The organism is Streptomyces sp. NPDC002623 (assembly GCF_053592635.1).
The window spans coordinates 1-24,138 of sequence record NZ_JBSFWB010000027.1; the positions used below are offsets into that span (position 1 = coordinate 1).

At 70.4% G+C, this 24,138-nt stretch carries 20 protein-coding genes and 1 pseudogene; 7 read left to right on the forward strand and 14 right to left on the reverse strand.

Going from position 1 to position 24,138, the window contains the following annotated elements; genetic code table 11:
* The 5 genes and pseudogenes from ACWD4O_RS35820 to ACWD4O_RS35840 form a co-directional block, all read right to left on the reverse strand.
* Positions 1-392: pseudogene (locus ACWD4O_RS35820) on the reverse strand (fumarylacetoacetate hydrolase family protein); the annotation flags it as partial.
* A gap of 223 nt (positions 393-615) precedes the next feature.
* Entirely contained in the window at positions 616-918 is a 303-nt protein-coding gene (locus tag ACWD4O_RS35825; protein ID WP_451286452.1) for a DUF4193 domain-containing protein, read from the reverse strand.
* Positions 919-1,029: 111 nt separating this feature from the next.
* Positions 1,030-1,395 (reverse strand): hypothetical protein, encoded by a 366-nt coding sequence (locus ACWD4O_RS35830; protein WP_451286453.1) that lies wholly within the window; start codon positions 1,393-1,395, stop codon positions 1,030-1,032.
* Positions 1,396-1,483: 88 nt separating this feature from the next.
* The gene (locus ACWD4O_RS35835; RefSeq protein ID WP_451286455.1) at positions 1,484-3,448 is read right to left on the reverse strand and encodes a primary-amine oxidase; all 1,965 of its coding nucleotides are present in this window, start codon (positions 3,446-3,448) and stop codon (positions 1,484-1,486) included.
* Between the two features lie 40 nt (positions 3,449-3,488).
* Positions 3,489-4,646, reverse strand: coding sequence for a serine hydrolase domain-containing protein (locus ACWD4O_RS35840; RefSeq protein WP_451286457.1), 1,158 nt, complete (start codon positions 4,644-4,646; stop codon positions 3,489-3,491).
* Between the two features lie 236 nt (positions 4,647-4,882).
* Here ACWD4O_RS35840 and ACWD4O_RS35845 point away from each other — a divergent pair, with 236 nt between their 5' ends.
* Positions 4,883-5,473: a TetR/AcrR family transcriptional regulator gene (locus ACWD4O_RS35845; protein ID WP_451286459.1), complete on the forward strand. Its 591-nt coding sequence runs from the start codon at positions 4,883-4,885 to the stop codon at positions 5,471-5,473.
* Here ACWD4O_RS35845 and ACWD4O_RS35850 read toward each other — a convergent pair whose 3' ends face one another.
* From ACWD4O_RS35850 to ACWD4O_RS35880, 7 genes are all read right to left on the reverse strand, one after another.
* Positions 5,474-5,635, reverse strand: coding sequence for a hypothetical protein (locus ACWD4O_RS35850; RefSeq protein ID WP_451286461.1), 162 nt, complete (start codon positions 5,633-5,635; stop codon positions 5,474-5,476).
* 155 nt (positions 5,636-5,790) lie between these two features.
* On the reverse strand, positions 5,791-6,927 hold the full coding sequence (locus tag ACWD4O_RS35855) for a hypothetical protein (protein WP_451286463.1): 1,137 nt from the start codon (positions 6,925-6,927) through the stop codon (positions 5,791-5,793).
* A complete protein-coding gene (locus tag ACWD4O_RS35860) occupies positions 6,924-7,232 on the reverse strand; it encodes a helix-turn-helix domain-containing protein (RefSeq protein WP_451286465.1) in 309 nt (102 codons plus the stop codon). The genes ACWD4O_RS35855 and ACWD4O_RS35860 overlap by 4 nt, the downstream gene beginning before the upstream one ends.
* Positions 7,229-7,969 carry a hypothetical protein gene (locus tag ACWD4O_RS35865; RefSeq protein WP_451286467.1) on the reverse strand — a complete coding sequence of 247 codons (741 nt, stop codon included), beginning with the start codon at positions 7,967-7,969 and terminating at the stop codon, positions 7,229-7,231. Before ACWD4O_RS35865 ends, ACWD4O_RS35860 begins: the two co-directional genes overlap by 4 nt.
* 244 nt (positions 7,970-8,213) lie before the next feature.
* On the reverse strand, positions 8,214-9,011 hold the full coding sequence (locus ACWD4O_RS35870) for a hypothetical protein (RefSeq protein ID WP_451286468.1): 798 nt from the start codon (positions 9,009-9,011) through the stop codon (positions 8,214-8,216).
* Between the two features lie 110 nt (positions 9,012-9,121).
* Positions 9,122-9,823, reverse strand: coding sequence for a Crp/Fnr family transcriptional regulator (locus ACWD4O_RS35875; RefSeq protein ID WP_451286470.1), 702 nt, complete (start codon positions 9,821-9,823; stop codon positions 9,122-9,124).
* 149 nt (positions 9,824-9,972) lie between these two features.
* Positions 9,973-14,439, reverse strand: a complete 4,467-nt coding sequence (locus ACWD4O_RS35880; RefSeq protein WP_451286472.1) for a hypothetical protein — start codon at positions 14,437-14,439, stop codon at positions 9,973-9,975.
* A 612-nt stretch (positions 14,440-15,051) separates the two neighbouring features.
* On the opposite strand from ACWD4O_RS35880, the gene ACWD4O_RS35885 reads away from it, so the two are divergent.
* The 4 genes from ACWD4O_RS35885 to ACWD4O_RS35900 all read left to right on the forward strand — a co-directional run bounded on the left by ACWD4O_RS35885 (position 15,052) and on the right by ACWD4O_RS35900 (position 20,044).
* Positions 15,052-17,046 (forward strand): serine/threonine-protein kinase, encoded by a 1,995-nt coding sequence (locus ACWD4O_RS35885; protein ID WP_451286473.1) that lies wholly within the window; start codon positions 15,052-15,054, stop codon positions 17,044-17,046.
* Between the two features lie 913 nt (positions 17,047-17,959).
* Positions 17,960-18,952, forward strand: coding sequence for a dihydroxyacetone kinase subunit DhaK (gene dhaK / locus ACWD4O_RS35890; protein ID WP_398424870.1), 993 nt, complete (start codon positions 17,960-17,962; stop codon positions 18,950-18,952).
* A gap of 70 nt (positions 18,953-19,022) precedes the next feature.
* Positions 19,023-19,622 carry a dihydroxyacetone kinase subunit DhaL gene (gene dhaL / locus ACWD4O_RS35895; RefSeq protein WP_450949888.1) on the forward strand — a complete coding sequence of 200 codons (600 nt, stop codon included), beginning with the start codon at positions 19,023-19,025 and terminating at the stop codon, positions 19,620-19,622.
* Positions 19,623-19,633: 11 nt separating this feature from the next.
* On the forward strand, positions 19,634-20,044 hold the full coding sequence (locus ACWD4O_RS35900) for a PTS-dependent dihydroxyacetone kinase phosphotransferase subunit DhaM (protein WP_451286476.1): 411 nt from the start codon (positions 19,634-19,636) through the stop codon (positions 20,042-20,044).
* Between the two features lie 7 nt (positions 20,045-20,051).
* On the opposite strand, the gene ACWD4O_RS35905 is transcribed toward ACWD4O_RS35900, so the two are convergent.
* Positions 20,052-20,702, reverse strand: coding sequence for a TetR/AcrR family transcriptional regulator (locus tag ACWD4O_RS35905; RefSeq protein WP_451286478.1), 651 nt, complete (start codon positions 20,700-20,702; stop codon positions 20,052-20,054).
* Between the two features lie 174 nt (positions 20,703-20,876).
* Here ACWD4O_RS35905 and ACWD4O_RS35910 point away from each other — a divergent pair, with 174 nt between their 5' ends.
* Positions 20,877-21,638, forward strand: a complete 762-nt coding sequence (locus ACWD4O_RS35910) for an SDR family NAD(P)-dependent oxidoreductase (RefSeq protein WP_451286480.1) — start codon at positions 20,877-20,879, stop codon at positions 21,636-21,638.
* Between the two features lie 181 nt (positions 21,639-21,819).
* Here the strand turns inward: ACWD4O_RS35910 and ACWD4O_RS35915 are convergent, their stop codons facing one another.
* Positions 21,820-22,626: a glycoside hydrolase family 75 protein gene (locus ACWD4O_RS35915; RefSeq protein WP_451286481.1), complete on the reverse strand. Its 807-nt coding sequence runs from the start codon at positions 22,624-22,626 to the stop codon at positions 21,820-21,822.
* Positions 22,627-23,023: 397 nt separating this feature from the next.
* Here ACWD4O_RS35915 and ACWD4O_RS35920 point away from each other — a divergent pair, with 397 nt between their 5' ends.
* Positions 23,024-24,007 carry a fibronectin type III domain-containing protein gene (locus ACWD4O_RS35920; RefSeq protein ID WP_451286484.1) on the forward strand — a complete coding sequence of 328 codons (984 nt, stop codon included), beginning with the start codon at positions 23,024-23,026 and terminating at the stop codon, positions 24,005-24,007.
* Positions 24,008-24,138 lie beyond the last annotated feature (131 nt).

Below are 24,138 nucleotides of genomic sequence, written 5' to 3' on the forward strand. Positions count from 1 at the left end.
TAGTGCATGTCCCACTTCATCTCGTCGGTCGAGCCGTCCTGCACGACCTCGCCGTTGACGTAGGTCCGCAGCCGCTTGCCGTGGAAGTCCCAGTCAGTGACCAGTCCGGGGCCGAGCGGGCACAGGGTGTCGGAGCCCTTGACCCGGAGCATGGAGCCGGCGTCGGTGTCGCGGAAGTCGTGCAGGCCGTAGTCGTTGGCGATGGTGTAGCCGGCGATGTACTCCCCCGCCTCCTCCGGTGAGATGTTCCGCGCGCTCTTGCAGATGACGATGGCGATGGCGACCTCGCCCTCGCCCTCGTAGTTGAGCCACTTGCAGCCCTCGGGGCGCACGATCGCGCCCGGTCGGCACGGCGTCTGCCTCTGGGTGGGAACCGCACCTGTCCCCAGGCCTTTTGGCGCAAGCACGTCGACGGCTGAAGAGGGGCGAGCGGGCCGGGGGACCGGGGGACTGCTCGCTCGCCAGGTCATGGAGTCCGGCGCGCGATTGGGGCGTTGCCGACGGTCCCGTTTCCGACCGGGCTTCAGGACGAGCGCGCTCGTGAGTGCAGCACGCGTTCTTCTGGCTCTCTGACGGGGATCGGTGGAAGGTACCGGGGCGGTGGTCGCCGCGACGTCAGGTGTAGTCGCAGTCGCGGCAGATTGACGTCGTGCCGCTTCCACCGGCCAACTGACTGCGGTGGCACACCAGGAAGCAAGTCGCGCAGATGAATTCGTCCTCCAGCTGCGGCAGCACCCGGACGACCAGCTCCTCGCCGGAGAGGTCGGCGCCGGGCAGCTCCAGACCTTCGGCAACCTCGAACTCGTCGAGGTCGACGCCGGAGACAGCGGGGGCGGCGTTGCGCCGGTTCTTGAACTCCTCGATGCTGTCGGAACTGACGCTGTCGTTGGTGCGTGGGGTGTCGTAGTCGGTTGCCATGCCACTTTCCCTGTCTGAGGGCTCATGCGTGCTGCTGGTTCATGCGGCGCTCAGCGTCACGCGCATGCGGAATCCGAAGCGGGGGTGATCCCGTCATGCCGACTGGACGCCTCATCCTCGGCGAGTGCTCTCGGTCTGCCAGTCCGGTGCGAGTTCTGAGAAGAGACCGACCACTGCTGCGAAGAGCTCCGCCACGGCTAGGGCGAGGGCCGCGTGCATCAGCGTCAGGTCGTCGCCCTGGTGTGGAAGATGGTTCATATGGCTCATCCGGTCCGGCGCGGACTCGGGCGACCACCACAGGACGTGGACCGTCAGCATCGCGGCATTGAGCAGCATCATGATCAGCCACTCGTGCGGCCCCGACGACCGCCACAGCATGGCCGCACAGCCGAGACACCCCAGGGCGAGCAGCAGGGCGACGGCGGACATGTAGGTGTGCTGACGCAGCATGGCCGCGTGGACCAGGGCGGAGATCACGGCGACGCTTGCGGTCGCTCGCCGGAAGATTCCGAAGGCGGTGGTTGCACGGCACGTGGTCCGGCGTCCTGTGGTGGCCGTCATCGCCTCACGACCCGTGGCAGTGGGAGGTCGTGCCGCGCGGGGCGTCGAGTGCGGGGTTGCGGTCGAAGAAGCCGACCGGCTTGAGCTTGAAGCCGGTGTAGTCGACGGGCATGACCGGCCAGTCCTCGGGGCGCGGGAAGTGGGTGAGGCCGAAGGTGTGCCACAGGACCACGTCCTCGCCGTCCAGCGGGCGGTCGCCGGAACCGAAGGCCGCCACGCCGTCGTCGCCGGTGCTCTGGTTGACGACCTCGCCGGCCGGCCACTTCTGTGCCGGGTCGTACTGCGTGACCCACAGGTGTTGGGTGGCGAAGGCACCGCGCTGGGCGATCACGCTGGACGGGTCGGCCAGCAGGGTCGGCTGCCCTTCCGGGAACAGGGCGTAGGCCACGTCCTCCCCGAGGCGGTTCTGCCTGTCGGGGTTGCTGACCAGCCAGGTGCGGGAGCGCAGGTTGTCCGCCTCGCGGCGCGCATCGGCTTCGGAGGTGAGACGGGTGCGGGCCTGGCGGAAGCCGCTGCCGTGCGGGTTGGTGTCGCTGACCGGGAGCCGTACGGCGTCGACCTCGTCGACGGCCTGACGGGTCCCGTCGACGGCCATGTCGAGGCGGGCGCAGAACAGGTGCTGGTGGAAGGGAGCGCCCAGGCCCGGGGCCAGCTGGGTGGAGAAGCCCTCGGGGCCGGTGTAGGCGGAGGTGAAGACGATGCCCGTCGCCTTGGCCTGCAGTTCCACGGTCCCGTCGAGGTACAGGGACCAGTAGAAGCCGTAGTCGTAGTTGCCGATGGTGAGGAAGAAGGAGATGACCAGGCGGCGCGAACGCCGGGTCTCCGCCATGCCGTTGAACATGTCGGTGTGCTTCCACAGCACGCCGTAGTCCTCTTCGTGCAGGCAGATCGCGTTCCTGAGGACGCGAGGGCGGCCCTTCTCGTCGCTGATGGTGGCGTCGAAGTAGGTGATCTCGCCCAGGCAGTCGCAGCCCAGCTCCAGGGAGTTGGTGTAGCGGCCGAACATGTACTCGCCCTGGTCGAAGTAGTTGATCCAGTAGCGGGACGGGGACGGGTCGCCGTAGGGGACGACCATCTCGGGGATCGAGGCCCGGTGCACGACGGGCCGGACCTCGCCGCCGTCCTTGAATCCGAGCTGGTGCAGGACGAGCCCCTCGCGGACGTCGAAGGTGAAGCGGAAGGACCAGTCCGCCCAGGTGATCAGGTTGCCGTCGACGGTGAAGCTCGGGCCGTCCGGCTGGGTGATCTCCAGCGCCCTGAGGTCAGTCCGCTCGGGTGAGGCGTGCGGTGCGGCGTCCCACTCGCCGCGCTCCATCGGCACGGCCAGGTCGGCGTTGTCGACGACCTTGAAGACCTCGCGTGCGGTCAGGTCGACGTAGGCGCACACGCCGTCGATGGGATGGGCCCACGGCAGGTCGGTCGCGTCGAGCTGATAGAACGCCAGCACGCGGCAGACCCGCCGGCCCTTCTCGTCTTCCAGGCCGAAGTTGCCCGCGGACAGCGGGACGGCGCGGACCTTCTCCGGGTCCAGGCCCCGCTTGCCCATCGCCTCGCGCCACTCCCCGCTGCCGAGCAGCATGGCCTCGATGTCGTCGAACTCCTCGTCGAGGATGGGCGCTTGGCCCTCCGCCACCGAGTCCAGCGTCCTGGACTCGACGATCTCGCCGGTCTCGCCGGTCTCGCCGGAGGTGACGTCGGCGGTGGCGACGGTGCCGACACCAGTCGTCCGGTCCAGCAGGATCATGTTCACCCTGCGGCGTACGGCGTCGCCGTCGCGGTGAGCGAGGATCTCGGGCTTGGCGGCCTCTTCCAGTCCGACGTACACGAAACGCGTGGTGTCCGTCGTCAGCCCGGCGCGCTCGGCGGCCAGGCGCGCGGTGTCGATCTCCTCGGCGGTGAGGAGCGACAGGGGGTGCGTGACCGGCCCGGACGTACCAGTACGGTCGGTGGATGCAGTGGCGTGGGTCATGGCGCTTCTTTCCCCGGGGTTGCGAGACATGAGGAACGACTCAACTGCCGTGCTGGGCGATCGCCCGCAGGAAGGCAATGGTTTCCATCTCGCGGTTGGTGGATTCCTCCGTGGAGGTTCCGTACCTGCGGTTGGCGGAGAGCTTGACGATGGTGGTGCCGACCGTGGGGTCGACGTAGACGAACTGGTTGTAGACGCCGATCGCGCTGAACTCGCCGCGGTCACCGTCAGGCAGCCACCACTGGTAGCCGTAGCCCATCTGGAAGTGGTGTCCGCCGACGATCGGCTTGCCTGCCTCCAGGTGCGGGGCGGCCACAGTCACCGAGTCACGCACCCATTGCGCCGGGACCAGCTGCTCGCCCTGCCATACACCGTCGTTGCGGTACAGCTCTCCGAGCTTGGCGTAGTCGCGTGCGGTGAGGTTGAGCCCGGCGTAGGCCACCTCCGTGCCTGCGGGGTCGAGCGCCCAGTAGCCGGGGGACTGCATGCCGAGGGGCTCGCACAGCTTCTCCTGCATGTAGTCGGCCACAGTGCGGCCGGTGGCCGAGGCCAGCAGGGCGCCCAGGATCTGTGTCTCACCGGAGTTGTAGCGGCAGATTGTGCCCGGCGCGGTCTCGCGCACCATGCCGGCGACGAATTCGTTGAGGGTGCTGCCGATGCCGACAGTGGCCATGGTGAGGAGGAAGATGTCCGAGTTCGGGTCGTTGTAGTCCTCGTTCCAGCGGGCGCCGGACGACATCCTCAGGACGTTTTTGATGGAGACGCCGTCGTACGCGGATCCGGGCTGCACCGGCACGTAGGTGCTGATCGGTTCCTCGATGCTCGCGATGTGACCTTCGGCGATCGCGATGCCGACGAGCGCCGAGATGAAGCTCTTGCCCACCGACATGGACAGCCACGGGATGTCCGGTCCGCCGGTAAGGGCGTAACGCTCGTAGCGGACGGTACCGTCGATCAGCACGAGCAGCGCCGCCGTGTCGGTATCGACCATGAACTCCTCGCCCGAGCGGGAGGTGCCCTCGTACTCGAACGTCTCGGGCAGGGCGATCGGGGCCCTCTGCGGCCAGCTGCAGGGCTCTGACGATGCGGCCATCTCACGTGTATCCACCAGTTCGTTCATCCGGCAGAAGTTCTCGTGTTGCGGCGCGCCGGTAAACAGTCCGAACTCGCCCAGGTTCCGGGACATCTGATCGGTCATCGTCGTCCTTCTTTCGATGAGGAGAAGGGAAATCAGCACCGAGTGGGGAGGGGAGCCGCCAACCCGGTTCACGGGAGCTCTCGCGCCGTTGCAAGAGGCGCCGATACGGGCGGGCAGAGATCGCTGACATGGGTGGATTGCAGGCCCGATACGCGGAAAACTAGCAGTACCAATCGGTTAGGACAACCGACTGGTACGCTTAACTTCACCGTAACGCGCAGTGAGGACTGGTGGCGATGACCGACAAACGGGTCGACGGACGGACGCTCCGTTTCCAGCACCGGCGGCCGGAGCTCCTGGCCGCGGCGACCGAGTACGTCCTGGCCCACGGGGTCACCGACCTGTCCCTGCGTCCGGTGGCCCAGGCGCTGGGCGTGACCCACGCGACGCTCCTGCGGCACTTCTCGTCGAAGGACGAGCTGATCATGAGCGTCCTGGAGAAGATCCGTACCGACCTGGCGGACCTGATGAACTCCGACAAAGAGTTCCGTGCAGCGGGCTCGACGGCCGAGCTGGTGAGGGCTGTGTGGCGACGCCTGTGCGAGCCCCAGGAACAACGCCAGTTCCTGCTCCTGTTCGAGCTGGTCGGTCACCACGGCTGGAAACCCGAGGGTGACCGGGACCTGGCCCAGTCGATCATCAGCGGCTGGCTCGACGTCCTCGCCGAACGGCTCGTCCAGGACGGCTGGCCGGCAGAGGATGCTTCCGCCGTGGCCACGCTCATGCTCGCCCAGGTGCGGGGGCTCCAGCTCGACCTTCTCGTGTCCGGTGACCGCGACCGGGTGGACCGGGCGATCGATTTCTCGCTGCGGATCCTGGAGAGGTGATCAGGCGGCCTCGGGAACGGGTGGCGCGACGGCGTCCTCGGTGTCCTGCGGGCGTCGACTGAGCGCGAGGAGCGCGCCGATGGTGAAGGTCGCAACAGTCATGGTGCCCAGAACGGTCGCCAGCACCGTCGAACCATCGATCAGCAAGAACTTGACTGCCACAAGGAAGCTGCCTCCGTGAGATTCCGCAGCGCACAGGGGCGTCACCATCATCCCTGACGGCCACAGAGATGCACCGGCACCGCCTTGGACGACACCATCTGCTGCGGACACAGGACCCGGGCCTCTGAGGAGGTCCGGGTCCCTGCGAAGCAGTGTCATGCGTTGTCACTGCGAGCCAATGCGCGGGCCTTGGCCGACCACTCCCCCATTCTCGTGATGGCGGCGGTCAGTTGGGTCACCGCCGAGGAGATCTCCTTCACCGGCTTGCGGAGGTGCCGGCTCACCCGGACCATGGCGCCCGCCGACGCGCCGAAGGAGCCGATCTGTGCCAGGCTGTCCCGCGCGGCCTCATCCAGCGACATCAGCTGCTCCAGGAACGCCACCGCTCCCTCGCCTCGCTCGTCGGGTGGCGTCATCTCGATGAGCCCCAGCACGGCCCGCACCCCACTGTCAAGCTTCACCATCCGCTCCCCGAACGCGGCGGCGATGATGTTCAGTTCGCCCGCCGGTGCGCTGATCGTCTCCGCGTACCGGGCGATGGCGGCGAGCCGCGCGCTCGCGGGAGCGTCGGCCTGGGTCAGTTCGAGCATCTCGGTGGCGGAGCGCTCGGTCAGGACTGCGATCGTCTCGATCGTCTTCGTGATCGCCTCCATGTCGGCGGTCGTCTCGTCCAGCCCGTCCTCGATCACAGCGAAGTCGTCGAGCAGACCGGGCAAATCCATGTCCTCCCCGTTCTCCCCGTCGCTGACCTCTGAGGCGGAGGCCGGTCCGTCACCGGTCTGGAGTCCGCGCAGTACCCGTGCCGGTGTGAGGAGCTCGAAGCCGTCGCGGAGCCCGGCCTCCAGAGCGCTCTCGATCTCCTTGCACGCTCCCGCCAGATGACTGCGCGTCCGCTGGTAGCGGATGGTCCTGATCGAAGCGATGTCGAAGGGCAGCTGCCCGGCCTCCCCGATGTGGATCGTCGGCTTGCCGGTGATGTGCCGCAGCCCCAGCTCGTACATCACGTTGGGGTTGCCACCGCTGACGTCCGCGACGACCAGGTCGGACTCGACGACGTGCCGACAGATCTGCTCGTTGATGTCACCGGCGTGCGCGATGCCGTCCGCGCGCACGGCGGTGATCCCGTACTTCTCGCAGGCGGGGGCGATCACCTGCTCGAAGATGCCGAGGTGGTGCTCGTACGCCTCACGCTCGGGGCTGCCGTGCGCGGCGTGCGGGTCGCCGATGGGGCCGACGACGAAGCACCTCCGAGGCTGGTCGGACTCCTGTCGGAGCGTCTGTGACGTGATCATGCGGGAACCTCCGATGCGTGGGGGCGGATGTCGTCGGGCCGGGCTGCGGGCGGGGCGTCGTCCTCCAGGGGGACGGCGTACACCGGACGCTCCTCGATGCCGAGGGTGCGCAGCAGATATGCGGTGGGTATGCGGTAGCGTCCGCCGACCCGCAGCACGGGGCACGGGAATGCGCCGAGTCGGATCAGCTTGTACGCCGTCGCGGGGCAGATACCGAAGGCGCGGGCGGCTGTGCGCAGATCGACGCTCAGGGGCAGGTCGAAGGCTTCCGCGAAGCCGAGCGGTGGTCCGGACCGCCCGCTCATCGCCGGGCTCCCGCGGGGCGCAGGACCAACGTGCCGATGAGGTCGGCCTCCTCGTGGCGGCGGGCCCGGAACACCAGGTCGTGCAGGCGGGTACCGGTGCGCCGGCCGCCTTGCCGGGAGCATGGCTCGGCGAAGCGGAGCGTGGCGTACAGACCCTCGCGGCGAGGCGGGGGCGTGATGTGCAGTTCCCATCCCTCGGGCGGGAGGGGCCGTTCCTCCAGGGAGGCAGTGGCGTTGCGGGCCTCGGCAAAGGCGCCGACGTCGACGACGGGGACCTCGCGGGTCACGCTCTTCGCATAGGCCCACATCTGATTCACCGCCTCCTTGATCAGGCGGCCGCCCGTGTCCGGGCCGTCCGGGTCCGCCGTGTCGAGGGCGGCGAGCACGGCCAGCACGGCCTCCGACTCCAGATCCGCCCGGTCGATCCGCCAGAGGCGCAGGATCCGGTGCAGGTTCCGGTACAGCCCGGGGAGGGCAAGCCAGAGCACGAGCAGCCGTCCGGTGCCGTCGCCATTGCGCGGCTCCCGCCGGGCCTGGGCGACTGCCTGTCGCCAGACCGCCGCGCCCAGCACCGCGTCCCGTCGCGATCCGTAGAGCGCCCTCCTGCTCTCCTCCGGGGAAAGCAGGATCGGACAGGAGCCGACGTGCACCGTGAGGGACGGCCACGTGCCGCCCGGCGCTCCGAGGACGCCCCGGTCGATCCGGGCAAAAACGCCCCCGGGTCCGGTCAATGTCATCTCTTCTCCTTTCCGGCCTCATCGGGCCGGAGGTGCGCCAGTGCTGCGGCGACTCGCTCGCAGGCACGTGCGAGGTCGGTCAGGGCCGACTGCGCCGTCCCGTTCCGAAGCCGGGACCGTGCGGCAGGCGAGGCGGGCGGGTGGAAGTGAATGCCGCCGTACACGGCATGGCCGACATTCACCCCGTAGTCCGCCCACTGGCTGTCGCCCCGCTCGCGCCAGGACCGGGTCTGGTGGGGGGCCGTCACCTGGCGAGCCCGGGACCAGTCGGCGGAGGGGGCACGGGCAGGCCGACGGTGAGACCGCCGACGACGTCCCGGCCGACGGCGGCACCCTGGTGGACGTACTGGGACAGGGCCACCCGGCTCGGGGCGTCGCCGTCCGACGGGGGCTCCGGTGTCGGCTCCGGCTCCTGTGCCACGGCCGACCGCACGTCGTCCGGCGCGTGGCCCGGCACGCGGATCCAGCCGTAGCCGCCGAACTCCTTCACCTGTACATGGGCCCGCGCGTACTGCGCGGGGTCGAGGTCCGGCCGTCCGGACCGCACGACATCCTGGTAGAGCTGGTCCGACACGATGACCGCGAGATCCGCCGCGGTGAGGGTGGCGAGTACGGCCCGGAGCTGGGGTGCGTTGACGTAGCGCGCCACGGCGACCGGGGCCGGACCGGCGTGGCCGAGAGCGGCGTCCGCGACCACGCCCGTGTCCACGGCCATCCGCAGCCTGATCCGCTCGGCGGCCGGGCGGGCATTGCGGTCTCCGAGGCGGACCGCCAGGTGGTGGACGAACGGGCCCAGCACGGCGTCCTCCGGCGTCGCCTCGGGGAGGACGGCGAACTCCAGATCGCCCTGCGGCTGACGCTTCCAGGCTGCCCGGTCCAGCCTGGTCAGCGCCGCCGCCTCGTCCAGCAACCGGACCAGCTCGGACTGGACGGCTGACTGCGTCCGGGTGTCGAGACGGCTGTACTGCTCCACGTCCACGGCCAGGCACAGCCGGCGGTGCGGCAGGCCGTCAGGCGGCCGGCAAGAAGAGATCCCTTTCACGACAACTCGCCACCTTCCAAGAGGGGTTGGGTGCGGTGCACGCCAACTGTGAGAGGAAGGGGCAAGGCCAGCCAAGTAAGCCGCATCAATGCGGTTTACTTGCCATGACCCTAGATGTCCGAGACACCCAGCCGGGCTGCCTTGCGCAGGCGGGCCAGGTCCCGCACGTATGTCTTCCGGAGGCCGGTGGTGATGATGTCCTTGTCCCGCAGCTCCGCAAGTGCTTTGTGCACGCTGCGCGTTCTGGCTCCGGTGAGGGCGGCGAACTCGGGCTGGGACAAGTTCACGTCGATGCGCAGCGAGTTCCGTTCGGGCTGCCCGTACGTGGCAGCCAGTTCGACGAGGACACGCGCCAGTCGGACCGGGACCGGGTATCCGCGGAATTCGAGCCGCAAGCGGTCGGATCGGCGCAGTCGGCCGCAGACCATCTCGATGAGCGAGAGAGACATCTCGGGATGGGCGAGGAGGAATGCCTCCAGCTCAGGTCTCGGGACGACAGTGGCGACCACATCGCCACAGGCAGTGACCGTGGCCGATCGCGGTCCGACGCCCATAGCCGCCACCTCGCCCACGACATCCCCGGCGATCCTGATGTCCATGAGCGACACCCGGTCACCGTCCAGCCGGGCGGTCACCTTCACCAGGCCCTCGTGGAGGACCACCAACTCCTGTGCCTGATCGCCCTCGTGGATGAGTACGTCTGCCACGGCGTAGCGGCGTCGAGCACCGAGCCGGGTGAAGGCCGCGCGTGCTTCAGGTGACAACGTGTCGAGGAAGGCCGCGCGACCGTTGGGGTTCGAGCCGTGCATCATCTACACAGCACAGCACTCGACCACCGCAGTGGCGAACGTTTCCGCCCGGTCCGCCGGTGCGCCGGACACACGCCGGGGCGCGCGGAGGCGCACAGCCGGAGCACCCCTCGTACTTCACGTGGGGCGAAACCGGGAAGGTCCGGTCGCGTTCAGGGCCGGTCGGAGTCGTTGATCGCCTTGGCCACGCCGTAGGACCCGAGGAGCAGCAGCCGGTCCAGGAGGTCGAGGATCTCGGACCGGCGCGCGGGAGACGTGGCCTGGACGTAGGCACGAACCAGCAGGCGACCGATGTGGCGGGCGTCGGCCGCGGCACCGCGGGCCAAGTCGGCCGAGGCGGATCCGAACACCGTGACGAAGCGCTGCACGCACGTCAACACCAGTTCGTCGACCCGGTCAGGGGCGTGTTCGAGCGTGATCAGCAGTTGCGGCAGGGCCGACTCGAAGGCGTGGGAGTCGATCAATGCGGTCAGTGTCCGCCGGTAGGGCCTCAGACGTCGACCGCGCAAAGCAGCAGCCACCGCAGCAGCGGCCTCCCACACGTCCTCCTCAGGGTCGTGGAAGAACCGGACGAGCGCGTGGTGGGCAAGCGCCGCGTCACCGGTGTTCAGCAGGCGCTGGGCGCACACGTCTGCAGCTCCCTGCCGCTGCGCCGGGTCGTTGCCGGCGAGTACCTTCGCCAGCAGGTCCGGCATCTCCCACTCCATCGCTGCCAGCGCGGCGACCCGCCCGCCGACCCGGCGCACCGACACCACCGGGGAGCACAGCATCCGTTCCGTCAGCGGTCCGGCCGACGCCGGGTCTCCGTGCATCAGGGCGACGGCCAGGCGGGGCACGTACGGTGACGCCAACAAGTGGTCGGGGGCCTGGACGAGCACCGCGAAGGCGTCAGCGGCCGCCGGACGGTCGTGACGGATCGCCGCACGCAGCACGTGGGCCACACAGGCCCGGACGTCGAGGGAGGGGTCGGCTGCCAGCCGGCCGAGGTGAGGGACGACCACAGCGGCGCGAGACCCGTCCGCGTCGTGGACGAGCACATCGCCCAGGATCTCGGCCGCACTGCCCCGTACCGTGTTGATCCCGGCGGTGAGCAGGTCGCGCGTCACGTCGTTCCCGTGCTCGCCGGATGTCTGCGCGCCGGACAGGTCGTCGGCCTCGCTCGGCTCACCGGAATCGAGAGCGCGACTCAGGAGCGCCTCCACCAGGTCGAGCGGCACGTGGTCGAGGTACTTCCGCAGGGCATGCCCCAGCCACCGGTCCTGCGCCGGCCTGCCCCTGGCGGCGAAGTGGCGCACCGCCGCGAAGACAGTCTCCGGGTCGTCGTACTGCTCGGCCTCCCCGAGGCCGAGGAGCAGCGATGCACCGTAGGCCGGGTGGGTCCCAGCGTCGATCCGCAGGGCGAGCCGCGCGAACCGGCCGGGGTCCGCCACCGTCATGCTCCGCAGCACGTGGGACAGCTCGCGCGCCCCGCCGGTATGGGTCGCCCAGTCGGTTCGGTCCCGGCTGTGCTTCCTCATGGCCTTCAGCCACTGGTCGTCGCTCATGTGCTGGGCCGCTTCCGACCGGATAGGCGGTCCGACCCACCCGCCCGTGCCCCCCTCCGGTTCGTCCGGCGCCTGTCGATCTCCGTGGAGCCGGCGGAGTTCGCCGAGCCGACGCGTCGCCCGCTCGGAGAGCCGGACTTCGGGAAGGGCCGTCAGCAGTGTGAACTCGTGCCAGGGCGAGAGTTCACTGTCCGGGGGAAGCCGCAGATGGAGCAGGGACTCCTCAAGCAGCCCGAAGGTGTCGTCGGGCAGGGCACCGCCGACGGCGCGGAGGACCTCACGGGCACCCCACACGGCATTTTCTGCGTAGCCGGACAGCAGACGGTGTCCGCCCTGGAGAAGGATCTCGGCGGACCACGGAGCAAGGGCGGGTCCCGCTGCAGCCAGCGCCTGGTAGAGCAGCCACTGCGCTGCCTCGTACGGCTCGCTCGCCAGATGTTCCACAAGCTGACGCGTCCGCGAGGCGTCCCGGCCCGCCGTGCTTCGCAGGGCTTCGGCCGCGCCCTGCAACAAGGCGTCACCCAGGTCGCTGGGGTCGTCGCCGGGATGGCGGTGCCAGAAGTGGCGGTCGCGGACGGGCCGTTCGGTCCGTGCCGAATAGGCGGTCAGGCTCATGACGTCCAACAGGACCGGCAGCATCCGGACACAGAACTCCTCCGGAGCGCCGACAGCGGCGGCGGTCACCATCCGGAGTGCCGCGTGGTCCCGGATCAGCAGCACCGCCACACTGCCTCGATCGTCCAGCCGGAGGGCGTCTGGGCGTTCCGCCAGCAGTGCGCCCAGCAACTCGACCACCCAGACGGGTTCTTCAGCCGCCAGGTCGCCCGCCGGATCCCAGAGGGCGTGTTCGACACCGCTGAAGAGGCCCGCTCGCACGCCGTCGAGTAGTAGGTCGAAGAGCGGCCGGCTGTCGGCGAGGCGGGCGTGGGGAACGATCTGGGCCAGCCAGGCGCTGTACCGAAAGTCCGCGGTGTGCGGCTCCAGGAGACAGGCCACCCGGTCGGGTAAGGCGTCGGCGACCGCCACCAACAGCCTTACCGCCCGGTCCTGTTCTCGTGTGTCGGCGCTGCCGAGCCAGTTCTCGACGACTCCCTCGTCGTCCGCGCGACGGAACCAGGCAGGTAGGCCGACCAGGTCGAACAGGCGGTCACGGAAGGGCGGGCGCGTGTCCAGCACACGTGCGATGGCACCCCACTCAACAGCGGTGGGAGCGTCCAGCCCACGCAGCACGGCCAGGGTCAAGTCCTTGAGGTGATAGCGAATATGCGAACTGGTCAGCAGCGCCTCGATCTCCTCGACGAACCGTTCCGGGTCGAGATCCCGAAGATGATCGAGCACCTGTCGAAGCTGTCCGCGGCGGAACAGTTCCTGCTCCCCGCCGGTGAGGAAGGCGACCAGGCTCTCGTCGCGCCGGAGCCAGTCGCGGGCGAAGGCGTAGTCGAAGAAGCTCTCATGGAAGAAAGCCAGTTGCCGGCCGTCGCGCACACAGACGTGTTCCGACTCCAGTACCGTCCGGCTGGGTGCGAGGTCGTCCGTGTCGAGCAGGCTGTACGGCACGGACAGCCGCTGGCGCGCACTCATGGCGGCTACAACGGCCGAGACTGCGTCGTGGAAGCGCACGGGGGGCCGGCGCCGGGCGCACTCCGCCTGTCTGGTGTCCCAGAAGGCGTCGAACAGCTGCCGGGTGGTGTGGAAGCAGAGGGCCTCCTCCTTGTCCGCCACCTGGGCAAGGAGGACGAGATGCAGCGGTGAGCGCAGTAACGCTCGCTGCGGCTGGGCCAGTCGGGAGACGTCCAGGCCGATGCTGGTGACGGCCGCGTCGACCTGGGCGTCTGAGAGTGGCCCGACCTCGACGCGTGCGCACCGGTCCGGAGCGGTGAGCCGACGGATGCGGGCGTCGGCCTCGGCGTCGAAAGCGCGGCAGGCCAGGATCACCCGCATGCCGGGATGTGCCGCAGCCTCGTCCACCAGGTCGGCCACCGCGTCGAAGGTGTCCGGGATGCGTCCCGACGCCATGCTGACGGCATCGAGCTGATCCACTACGAGGACGCAGGGACGCCCGTCCGCGACGGCGCCGAGGGCACCGACCGGGGACATGGGCAGGCCGACGCGCTGCCCCAGTTCGTGGGTCGAGCCGAAAGGTTCCAGGCGGTCGAGACGGAAGGCGAGAACCGGCGTGGCCGCCTCGTCGAGAGCGGTGAAGGCCTGGTGCAGCACCGCGCTCTTCCCGCCGCCCGCGGTACCGGTCAGCAGAATGAGCCGTCGGGTGCCGTCACCGACCTCCGCCACGAGGCCGGCGGCCTCCTCGCGGGGGATCGTGGACCTGAGCAGCGTACGTTCGACACTCCCCGCCCACCGGCACGTCACAGTGCTCACCGCGTCGGACACTGCGGCGACGTCGGCCCGCACAACACCCCGCAGTCCGTACGGAGCCAGCCGTGCGGTGAGGGCCGCAGCGTCGAGCGTAGAGCCCAGGTTGTCGAGGAGGAGTTGGCCGAGGGCGAGTGCCGACAGACGGCCCGGAGCTCCGGCCAGGACCCGTTCGGCCAGGACGGCGTTGGTGTGCACGAGGTCCCGTTCGTCGTGCCACTCCACGCGGAGCCCTCTCAGCATCAGCCAGGCGGTCGCGGCCGAACCGTAGATGTCGGCTGAGGCGAGGGCGTCGAACGGACCCCTCAGTTCGTCCGTCAGCCACTCGGACTGGAAGGCGGCAAGCTCGTCGGAGCGGCGGGCGCGGTCGGCGAGTTCGTCGAGCGCACGGGCAGGAAGCAGGGAGACAAAATGAAACGCCCGCCCTGCCTCGACGTGCGAGCGCAGGCTCTCCCACACTCCCTTGTCGCGGAGGGAGGCCACGTTCCAGCTGTTCGCGTTGCGGTTCTGCCGCTTGACCTGGTGCACCTCCGTCCCGTGGTCGTGCCGGTAGACGAACTCGACCCCCTCGCCCAACGGCCCGCCCGGCTCGACGCAGAGCGACGTCCCTGAGCCCAGTAGTACGTACAGGGCATGTCTGACTGTCCAGGCTCCCTCGTAGCGGTTGCCGAACTTGTCCGTCTCACCACCCGGTCGCGGTGCCACCGTTCCCCCTCTGCCCCCTCCGGCCAGGCCCGACCGGGCCGCGCGCGTACGCGGACGCTACCGCGTGCATGCCAGGCGCGCCGAGACCGCTGAGCGAGCCTCCTGGCGGCCGTCCGCCTTCTGCGACAGGCTGCGCGGCGTACCTTGCATGAAGCCGTGTACTGCTCGCGCTCCATCGACGAGCCGGGCGCCCCCGGGCTCGCTACAACCTTGAGCGCCCGTCGCGCATCCAGCGATCAGCTTCGAGTGCCCGGCTTTCACAGCTGGTTCGGCGTCGGCCTCACCGGTGTACATAGCGAGGGTGCCTGCCAGCTCAAGGACGGCGTCCCGCACCGCTCGTTGTTCGTCCTCTTCGACATACCCCGAATACCCCGAAAGCCTGAGCCACTTCGCCTCATCGTCCGGCGTCATCCATCCATAGCCGCCACGGACAGGCCCCTACTGGCCGAGACACCGGACAGATAGCATCCAGCCTCACATGCTTCGCCGCCCTGAACGATCGGACCGTCTGTGAGTCCTGCTGGTTCCGGCGAGCGGATCCAGCCCGCTCGCCCTGGTGACCCCTCCTGCGTCGGCCCCTACCGTGTAGTGGGCCGGCTCGGTGCGGGCGGCATGGGAACCGTGTACGCCGCGCTCACCGACGGCGGAGAACGGGTCGCGGTGAAGGTGATCCACTCCGTACAGGCCGACGATCCGGAGTTCCGGGCCCGGTTCCGGCGCGAGGTCCGCCTCTCCGCCCGCGTACAGGGTCCCTTCCTGCTGCCCCTCCTGGCAGCCGACCCCGATGCCGACGCCCCCTGGCTGGCGACCGCCTACGCCCCGGGCCCCACCCTGGCCCAGCACCTGACCGTCCACGGCCCGCTGACCAACGGCACCCTGTATGCCTTCGCCACCGGCACCGCCCAGGCCCTGGCCTCGATCCACGCCGCCGGCGTCGTGCACCGGGACGTCAAACCGGAGAACGTACTGCTGACCCCGGCAGGCCCCCGCGTTCTGGACTTCGGCATCGCGCACGCCGCCGACGGCACGAGCGTCACCCGCACCGGCGTACTGACCGGCACCCCGGGCTGGATCAGCCCCGAGCACTACCGCAGCGGCATCACCGCGGCGGAGGGCGATCTCTTCACCTGGGGAGCGCTTGTCGCCTATGCGGCGACGGGCCGTCTTCCCTTCGGCACCGGAGCGCCCGAAGCAGTGGCCTACCGCGTCACATCGGGCCGACCGGATCTGGACGGCTTACCCGAGGCGCTGAAGGAGATCCTCGAACGGTCCCTGTCCAAGGAACCCGCCGAACGGCCGGACGCCACCGAGGCGGCCGAAACCTGCGCACGGCTGCTTGCCGCCGAGTCCACCCAGGTACTCAACGGCCAGGCTGCAACAGATGTGGGCATCAGTCCCACGCTGATCGGAGAATTGGTCACGGCGCAGTGGTCCGTTCCCACGCCGGAGGACCTCCCGTGGCCCGGTCCTGCTTCCACCTCCGGGAGATCCTCCCGGCGTCGGGTCGTCGTTGCCATCCTGGCCGCAGCAGCGATCGTCGGCGCCGGTGCGGGCGGCGCGCTGGCTTTCCGCCACGACGAAAGCCAAGCCACCGGCGGTTCCGCGGCTGTCAGCTCGACGTCGGCCGCGGGCGCCGACGACTCCAGCACCGCATCCGGCCAGACAGCCTCCGCCGTGCCTGGCACCAGCGTGACCGGACAGGCGGCAACCGACCCACGCGCCGTCCCGGTCCCCACCGCCCCGCTGGCCGACGTGGACAATCCCGCTTTCACCCGCGCCGACGACGTGACGCAACCGATCCCCGGCGAGTGGAGCGCCAGCCGGAACGCCGCCGGCACCGCGGAGCAGGACACTGAGGCCGCCATCCGCGACCAGGTGACGGCCATGCTCGCCACGAAGGACATGTCCTTCATGACGCCCACGGTGACCTTCAACCGACAGGCACAGACCGTGATGGTGACCGGCGGGCCGATCTCCACGCTGACCGACGACTACAAGGAGGTCTTCCGCAGAGCAGGCGAGATGGCCTCCTGCATCGTGCTGGCCCACCGGCTCAAGGACGCACCGACCAGCTGGCCGTACGGACGGTTCTCCGCCTACTGGAAGGACTACGACGGCCAGGACGAGGCCACCATCCTCGGCTTCGGCAAGGCCACCGACGGCTGCTACACCGAGGACGCGGGACGGCGTCAGGGTACGGACGAAGGCATCGTCACCGCCGGAATACCCAGCAGCGACAAGGACGAGATCCGCATCGCCGCCGACACGGTAAAGGCGATCGCAGCCGCCTGGAACGCTCGCGTCGCCGAGGGACACGGCCTGGAGCCCTTCGACCGCAACGACGCCATCACCCTCGGGTTCGACCCCGTCGAAAGGGTCATGTACGTATGGGCGTTGGACGGCTCAGGCGCCCTCGTCGGCCGCGCCCAGCAAACCCACTTCCAAGATGTCGTCAGCAAGATCACCTGCCCGAGACTGCTGTCCGAGTACAACACCAACAAGCGATGGACCTATACCCACTGGGCCACCGCCGCCTACCAGGGCAACAGTGCATGGCCCCAGCTCTTCACCTCCGGCGACTGCCTGCCCTCGGCAGACCGCCCATGACACCGCCGCCCCTGGTGGCAGCGCCCTTGCCAAGCATCGGGCGATGGTGACAACCAGAGCGACGGCACCTTGGCTCGCGCCGGACCACGAGAAAGACCAACCTTCGTTGGTCTGGCCACCAGTAGGACCCGTTAGATCTTCCTCTTGGCCCTGTTCGGGGGCATGTTCGAGGTGTGCACGCACATGAAGTGAACCGTGCTCGGGTGACGTTGGCGATATTCGTAGCTGACGTGTTCGCGTCGGTGCCGCGCAAGGATCACGCTTCCATGAACCTCCCGCGCGCCGAGTACTGACGAAACACCCAGACTCGCAGGGGGCGCCCATTTCGCCGATACTCATCTAGCCCTGGATGATTTGCGGCTGTTCCATGGCCTCGACGTGCAGCAATCCAGCCACTGGACGTTCCCTGACATGGCGGCAGCTGCCCAACGCGCCGACTCTCCGCCCCACATCTGGTGGCCGACCGGGATTTCGGGGATGCTCTGTTCAGCGGGCCACAACAGGGGTCTCCACTCCCGAACCCGCATGTAAGCGAACCGTGCCCGAGCCTGGGATTGAGACGCGAAGTGTTTACGACGGTCACCATGAACGCCTCCACGCTTCTGGTGAACCGTCCCACAGGCAGCGCCTCCACGCTTCCCCCTCCGGCAGGACCACCACTGGTGTCACCGTTCGCATTCGCGCAGATGATCACTGCATCCCTGGCCCGGACGCGGGAGGCGAAGGCCGATCCATGCCCGCGCCGCGCCCACCTGACGACCCGTCACAAAAGTCAGCATCTGGTCAGCATCGGTACCGGCAGAACCCGCTCCATGCCGCCGTGAACCGCCAAGATCGCTGACTGGCTTCACCCAGCCTGACCTGCAAAAATGGAGGCCAGGGGCCCATCTGTTAGCCTCACAGGAGGTATCCGATGAAGATGTTGATCAACGTTCCGGAGACCGTCGTCGCCGACGCGCTGCGCGGCATGGCGGCCGCGCATCCCGAGCTGATCGTGGACGTCGAGAACCGGGTGATCGTGCGGCGGGACGCTCCGGTGGCCGGGAAAGTGGCGCTGGTGTCGGGCGGCGGGTCCGGGCACGAGCCGTTGCACGGGGGGTTCGTCGGACCCGGGATGCTCTCCGCGGCCTGTCCCGGTGAGGTGTTCACCTCGCCCGTGCCCGACCAGATGCTGCGTGCCGCGGCGGCCGTGGACAGCGGGGCCGGTGTGCTGTTCGTCGTGAAGAACTACACGGGCGACGTGCTCAACTTCGACATGGCGGCCGAGCTGGCCGAGGACGAGGGCATCCAGATCGCGAAGGTCCTGGTCGACGACGACGTCGCCGTCACCGACAGCCTCTACACGGCCGGGCGGCGCGGTACGGGCGGCACGCTGTTCGTGGAGAAGATCGCGGGGGCCGCGGCCGAGGAGGGGCAGCCGCTGGAGCGGGTCGAGGCGCTGGCCCGGCAGGTCAACGAGAGCTCCCGCAGCTTCGGCGTGGCGCTCAGCGCCTGTACGACGCCGGCCAAGGGCAGCCCGACCTTCGACCTGCCGCCCGGGGAGCTGGAGCTGGGCGTCGGCATCCACGGGGAGCCGGGGCGGGAGCGGCGGGCGATGATGACGTCCGGGGAGATCGCCGACTTCGCGGTCCAGGCGATCCTGGACGACCTCACGCCCCGCAACCCCGTGCTCCTGCTGGTCAACGGCATGGGCGCGACGCCCCTGCTGGAGCTGTACGGCTTCAACGCCGAGGTGCAGCGGGTGCTGACGCAGCGCGGGGTGACCGTCGCCCGTACGCTCGTCGGCAACTATGTGACGTCCCTCGACATGGCCGGCGCCTCGGTGACCCTGTGCCAGATCGACGAGGAGCTGCTGCGGCTGTGGGACGCGCCGGTGAAGACCGCCGGGCTCCGCTGGGGCGTGTGAGGCAGGGGGCAGGGCAGGGACAGGCGCAGGGACAGGCGCTCGGACGGACCCGACCAGGCAAGGAGATCCAGTGCTCGACGCCGACTTCTTCCGCCGTTGGATGACGGCGACCGCAGCATCCGTCGACCGTGAGGCGGACCGGCTCACCGCCCTCGACTCGCCCATCGGGGACGCCGATCACGGCAGCAATCTCCGGCGTGGCTTCGCCGCCGTGTCGGTGGCGCTGGAGAAGGAGGCGCCCGGGACGCCGGGCGCCGTTCTGGTGCTCACGGGACGCACGCTGATCTCGACGGTCGGCGGGGCCTCGGGGCCGCTGTACGGCACGCTGCTGCGCCGCACCGGGAAGGCGCTCGGGGACGCCGACGCGGTGGACGAGGCGCAGTTCGCCGAGGCGCTGCGCACAGGCGTGGACGCCGTGATGCAGCTCGGCGGCGCCGCGCCGGGCGACAAGACCATGATCGATGCGCTGGTGCCGGCCGTCGACGCCCTCGCCGACGGCTTCGGCGCCGCCCGGGTCGCCGCCGAGCAGGGCGCCGAGGCCACGACGCCGCTGCAGGCCCGCAAGGGCCGGGCCAGTTATCTCGGCGAGCGCAGCATCGGCCACCAGGATCCGGGCGCGACCTCGGCGGCGCTGCTGATCGCCGCGCTCGGCGAAGCCGACGGGACGTGAGTCAGGTGCCGGTGAGCGACGAGAAGCTGGTCGGGATCGTGCTGGTCTCGCACAGTGCGGCGGTGGCCACGGCCGTCGCCGAGCTGGCGCGGGGGCTGACGGGCGGCGGCCCGGCCGTGCCGGTCGCCGCGGCGGGCGGTACGCAGAGCGGCGGGCTGGGCACGAGCGCCGAGCTGATCTGCGCCGCGGCCGCCTCGGTGGACCGGGGCGCCGGGGTCGCGGTGCTCGCGGATCTGGGCAGCGCCGTCCTGACGGTCAAGGCGCTGCTCGCGGAGGGCGACGAACTGCCCGACACCGCCCGTCTGGTGGACGCCCCGTTCGTCGAGGGCGCGGTGGCCGCGGTCGTCACGGCGGCGACGGGCGCCGACCTCGACACGGTCGAGGCGGCGGCCGCGGAGGCGTACGCCTACCGCAAGGTGTGACGCGGGCTCAGTTCACTCCCTCCGACGCCACCACGAGGGCCGCGCGGATGGCCTCCGCCAGTTCGGCCCGTACCGTCGCCGGGTCCGCGGCGGTGTCGGCGGCGGTGTCGGCGGCGCGCCACGCGTGGTGCTCGACGGCGGCGCGCAGGGCCGCGTTGAACATCGCCGCCTGGATGGCGGGCCGGAAGTCGCCGGCCGGCACTCCGGCGCGGTCGGCGAGGGCGCGGGCGAAGGCCGGCTCGGCCTCGTCGTAGGTCTGGAGCCAGACCGCGCGCAGGGCCGGTTCGGTGCGGGCCAGCCGTACCAGGGCCCCGACGGTGGCCGGGTCGGGGCCGCCGACGAGACGCTGGTCGGTCTCGAGCCGCCGGGCGAAGGCCTCTCCCAGGGGGCGGCCCGGCTCCCACTCGCGCAGACAGACGGCGATCGCGTCGATGCCGGCCGTGAGGAGCGGGCGCACGCAGCTCTCCTTGCTCGGGAAGTACCGCCAGACCGTCCGTGCGGAGACCCCGACCGCCTGGCCGATCTGTTCGCCGGTGGTGGCCGCGACGCCCTGGTCGACGAACAGGTCCACCGCGGCGCGGGCGATCTCCAGCCGGATCTCCGCCTTGCGCTCCTCCGTGAGGGGCGGTCGGCCCGTGCGTCCTTGGGATGCGGTCATCCGGTCCTCCGGTCTCGGTCACCTTTCACGAACTTCGCGCGCCGAACTCCGTGCGCCCTGAATTCTTCACCACGACTTTATGTCACTCACAGACATTAAGTCGTAGGGTTACCCGACAAGCACTTCCCGGGGACGCCCCCCACCCCGCACATCGCAGCAAGCTAGGAGCACCTCATGGCCACTGGACTGGAAGGCCGCAGCGTCGTCGTCACCGGAGCGGGTTCGGGCATCGGGCGCGCCACGGCCCTGGCCTTCGCCGCCGAGGGGGCGCGGGTCTTGGTGGCCGACCTCAACGCCGAGGGCGCGCAGGCCGTCGTCAAGGAGATAGCGGAGGCGGGCGGCACGGCCGTCGCCGTCACCGGCGACCTCAGCGAGCAGAGCGTCGTGGACGAGGTGGCCGCCACCGCGGTGGAGCGGTTCGGCGGGGTGGACGTGCTGGTGAACAACGCCGGGATCATGGACCGTATGTCGGCACTGGCGGACGTGAGCGACGCGGAGTGGGAGCGGGTCATCCGGGTCAACCTCACGGCCCCGTTCCTGCTCACCCGGGCGGTGCTGCCGCACATGCTGGCGGCGGGCAAGGGCGCGATCGTCAACACGGCGTCCGAGGCGGGTCTGCGCGGCAGCGCGGCCGGCGCGGCGTACACCGCGTCGAAGCACGGCGTGGTGGGGCTCACCAAGTCCCTCGCGGTGATGTACCGGGGCAAGGGCATCCGCGCGAACGCGATCGCGCCGGGCGGCACGAAGACCTCGATCGTGGTGGAGGCCGAGCAGGGCGCCCACGGCCCGACGGCGCTCGGCCCGCACTTCGTCAACGTCGGCAGGCTGGCCGAGGCGGAGGAGCAGGCCGCCGCGATCGTCTTCCTCGCCTCGGACGCGGCGAGCAACGTCAACGGCGTGATCCTGCCGGTCGACGACGGCTGGTCGGCGGTCTGACGACCCACGGGTCGTCGGACACCCCCTGCGTCGGACGGCAGCTCGGCCACCCACCTCGGCCGTCCGACCGACGGTGGCCGCCGGATCCCGGGTTCCACGCCCCGATCACGGCGGCCACCGCACGAACACCTCCCGGCACGCTTGCCCAGTCCCCCCAGTCCCCCCAGTCCCCCCAGTCCCCCTAGTCCCCCTCGCCCCCTTCGCCGATCTCGGCGTCCAGGACCTCCTGAGCCTGCTGTGGGGTCTGCGGCTGCACCGACGGCCGGGCGGGCGCCCCGCCCGCTCCCGCGCGCTGGACGAACTGCCGGGCCAATCGCTCGCCCACCTCCACCGCGGAGGCGTGGCTCTCGATCGGGGTCGCGCGGGAGTCCTTGAAGACGATGTACGTGACGCCGGAGGGGGTGCCGCCGCCGCGTGGGTCGGGGTTGATGCCGAGCGCCTCGGCGGTGGCATACGACGCCTCGCCGATGATGCCGGTGGGGCCGGTGTCGCCGACGACCGCGTACTGCACCCGGTCCTGGTGGACGACGGCAGCGACGGCTCCCCCGCGCACCCCGTGCGCCCGGTGGTCCCAGATCGCGCTCACCCCCGGCACCACGATGTAGGGCAGGGTCGCGGCGTCCAGATAACGGCCGTCGGACTGGGTGTAGGACGTGGCGGCGGAGAACACCGGGTCGGTGCCGCTGTTGCACTGCGGGCTCGGGCGGCCGTCGCAGTCGATGTCCATGTCGGCCGTCCAGAACACCGCCTCGTCGGTGCCGCAGACCGGGATCGTGGCGGGCGCGCCCGCGTCGGTGCGGTACCGGCCGTCGGAGACGGGGGTGCAGTCCCGGACCCGGGACAGCAGGTCGGCGGCGAGGACCGAGCCCTCCTGCCGGTGCGCCGGCGACCCGGGGGCGCCCAGGGACGGACGAGCGGCGGCGGACGGGGCGGCCGGGACCAGCAGGGCGAGGCCGGCCGCGGCCAGTGTCAGCGACTTGGCGTGCACGATACGGACCCTCTCATGGGGACATTGACGGACACCCGGAACAATCTGGTGTCACTGCCTCCACGCGGCCACTCCGAGGGGGCCGTACGGTGCACGAGGCCCGGCCTCGCGCGAGGCGAGCGGGTGACAGGGGGCCGGGGCCCGGCGCCGTGTCGGCCTCCGGGCCCCGGGCCACTCCGCCGGCGCGGGAACAGCGACGACAGCGGTCCGCGCCACCGGCATGAACTCATGAGCACGCAGGTTGAGTTCAGCCGCGAGGTCTTCAGCATACGTAATTTCCGGAAGTGGTCCTCGACGGCAGCCCCGGAGCCGCTCGCCCTCTTGATGTGCTCGCGCCACCACGTCATATTGGTCCGGACCATTGCCGCCGTGCCGGGCTGGGAGGCGAGGCGAAGCCGTGCGACGCGTTGCGCTGTGGGTTGTGGTGTGGGGGCTGGTGACGGCCCTGTCGTGCGGGTGCGCCGTCGGCGGCGCCGACGACGACGCAGGTGCGCCCGGCGCTCCGACGGGGGTCACCGCGGAGGCCGGCAGCGCCACGAGCGTGCACGTGATGTGGAACGCGGTCGCCGCGAACCCGGCCGTCGACGCCTACGAGGTGTACCGCGGCCGCACCAAGGTCGGAGACGTGCCGGGCTCCGCGCACATGCTGGACGTCGTCCGCCTCTCGCCCGCCACGAGCTACGTCTTCACCGTGCGGGCCCGCGACGCGGTGGGCCGGCTCGGGCCGCGCAGCCGTGAGGTGCGGGCCACGACGCCGACGGCCGGGGCGGCGGACCGCTCGGCCCCGACCGCACCGGGCGGGGTGACCGGCCGGGCCGCCGGGAGCCGGGCCGTCCAGCTGTCCTGGTCGGCGTCGACGGACGACCGGAAGGTCGTGTCGTACGACGTCCAGCAGGGCGGTGTGAAGATCCACAGCGTCGGCGGGGGCCAGACGGCGACCGTCGTCACGGGGCTGCGGCCGGGCACGCGCTACTCGTTCACCGTCCTGGCCCGGGACGCGGCCGACAACGTCTCGCCCGCCGGCCCGCCCGTGCGCGTCACCACCGAGCCGGGCGCCGAGGACGGGTCGGACACCGCGCCGGCCGACTTCCGGGCCGGCGCCCGCCTCACCGACGGCGCCTACTACATCGACCTGTCCTGGGTGCCGCCCCGGGTGGACGGCGTGGTCGCCGAGTACCAGATCCAGCTCGACGGACAGCCGGCCACCACGCTGGTGTGGGGCGGGAACCCGCCCGAGGGGAGGGCGACCTACAGCTTCTACGCGGGGCGGGCGGACGAGGCAGCGGCCCGGCATCGCGTGCGGCTGCGGGCCCGGCTGCCGGACGGGACGTGGGGGGCCTTCTCGGCGGAGCGGACGGTGACCACCGGCACCCGCCAGTGACGGCTCCCGCCTGTGACGGCCCCCGCATGGGCCGTCCGATGGAATCCGTCACCTGCCCGGTCGCGGTCCGCGTGCGGACCGGGGCCGGGGCACGTTGGCTTCCCCTGAGGCAGCACGGGCGTACCCGACCC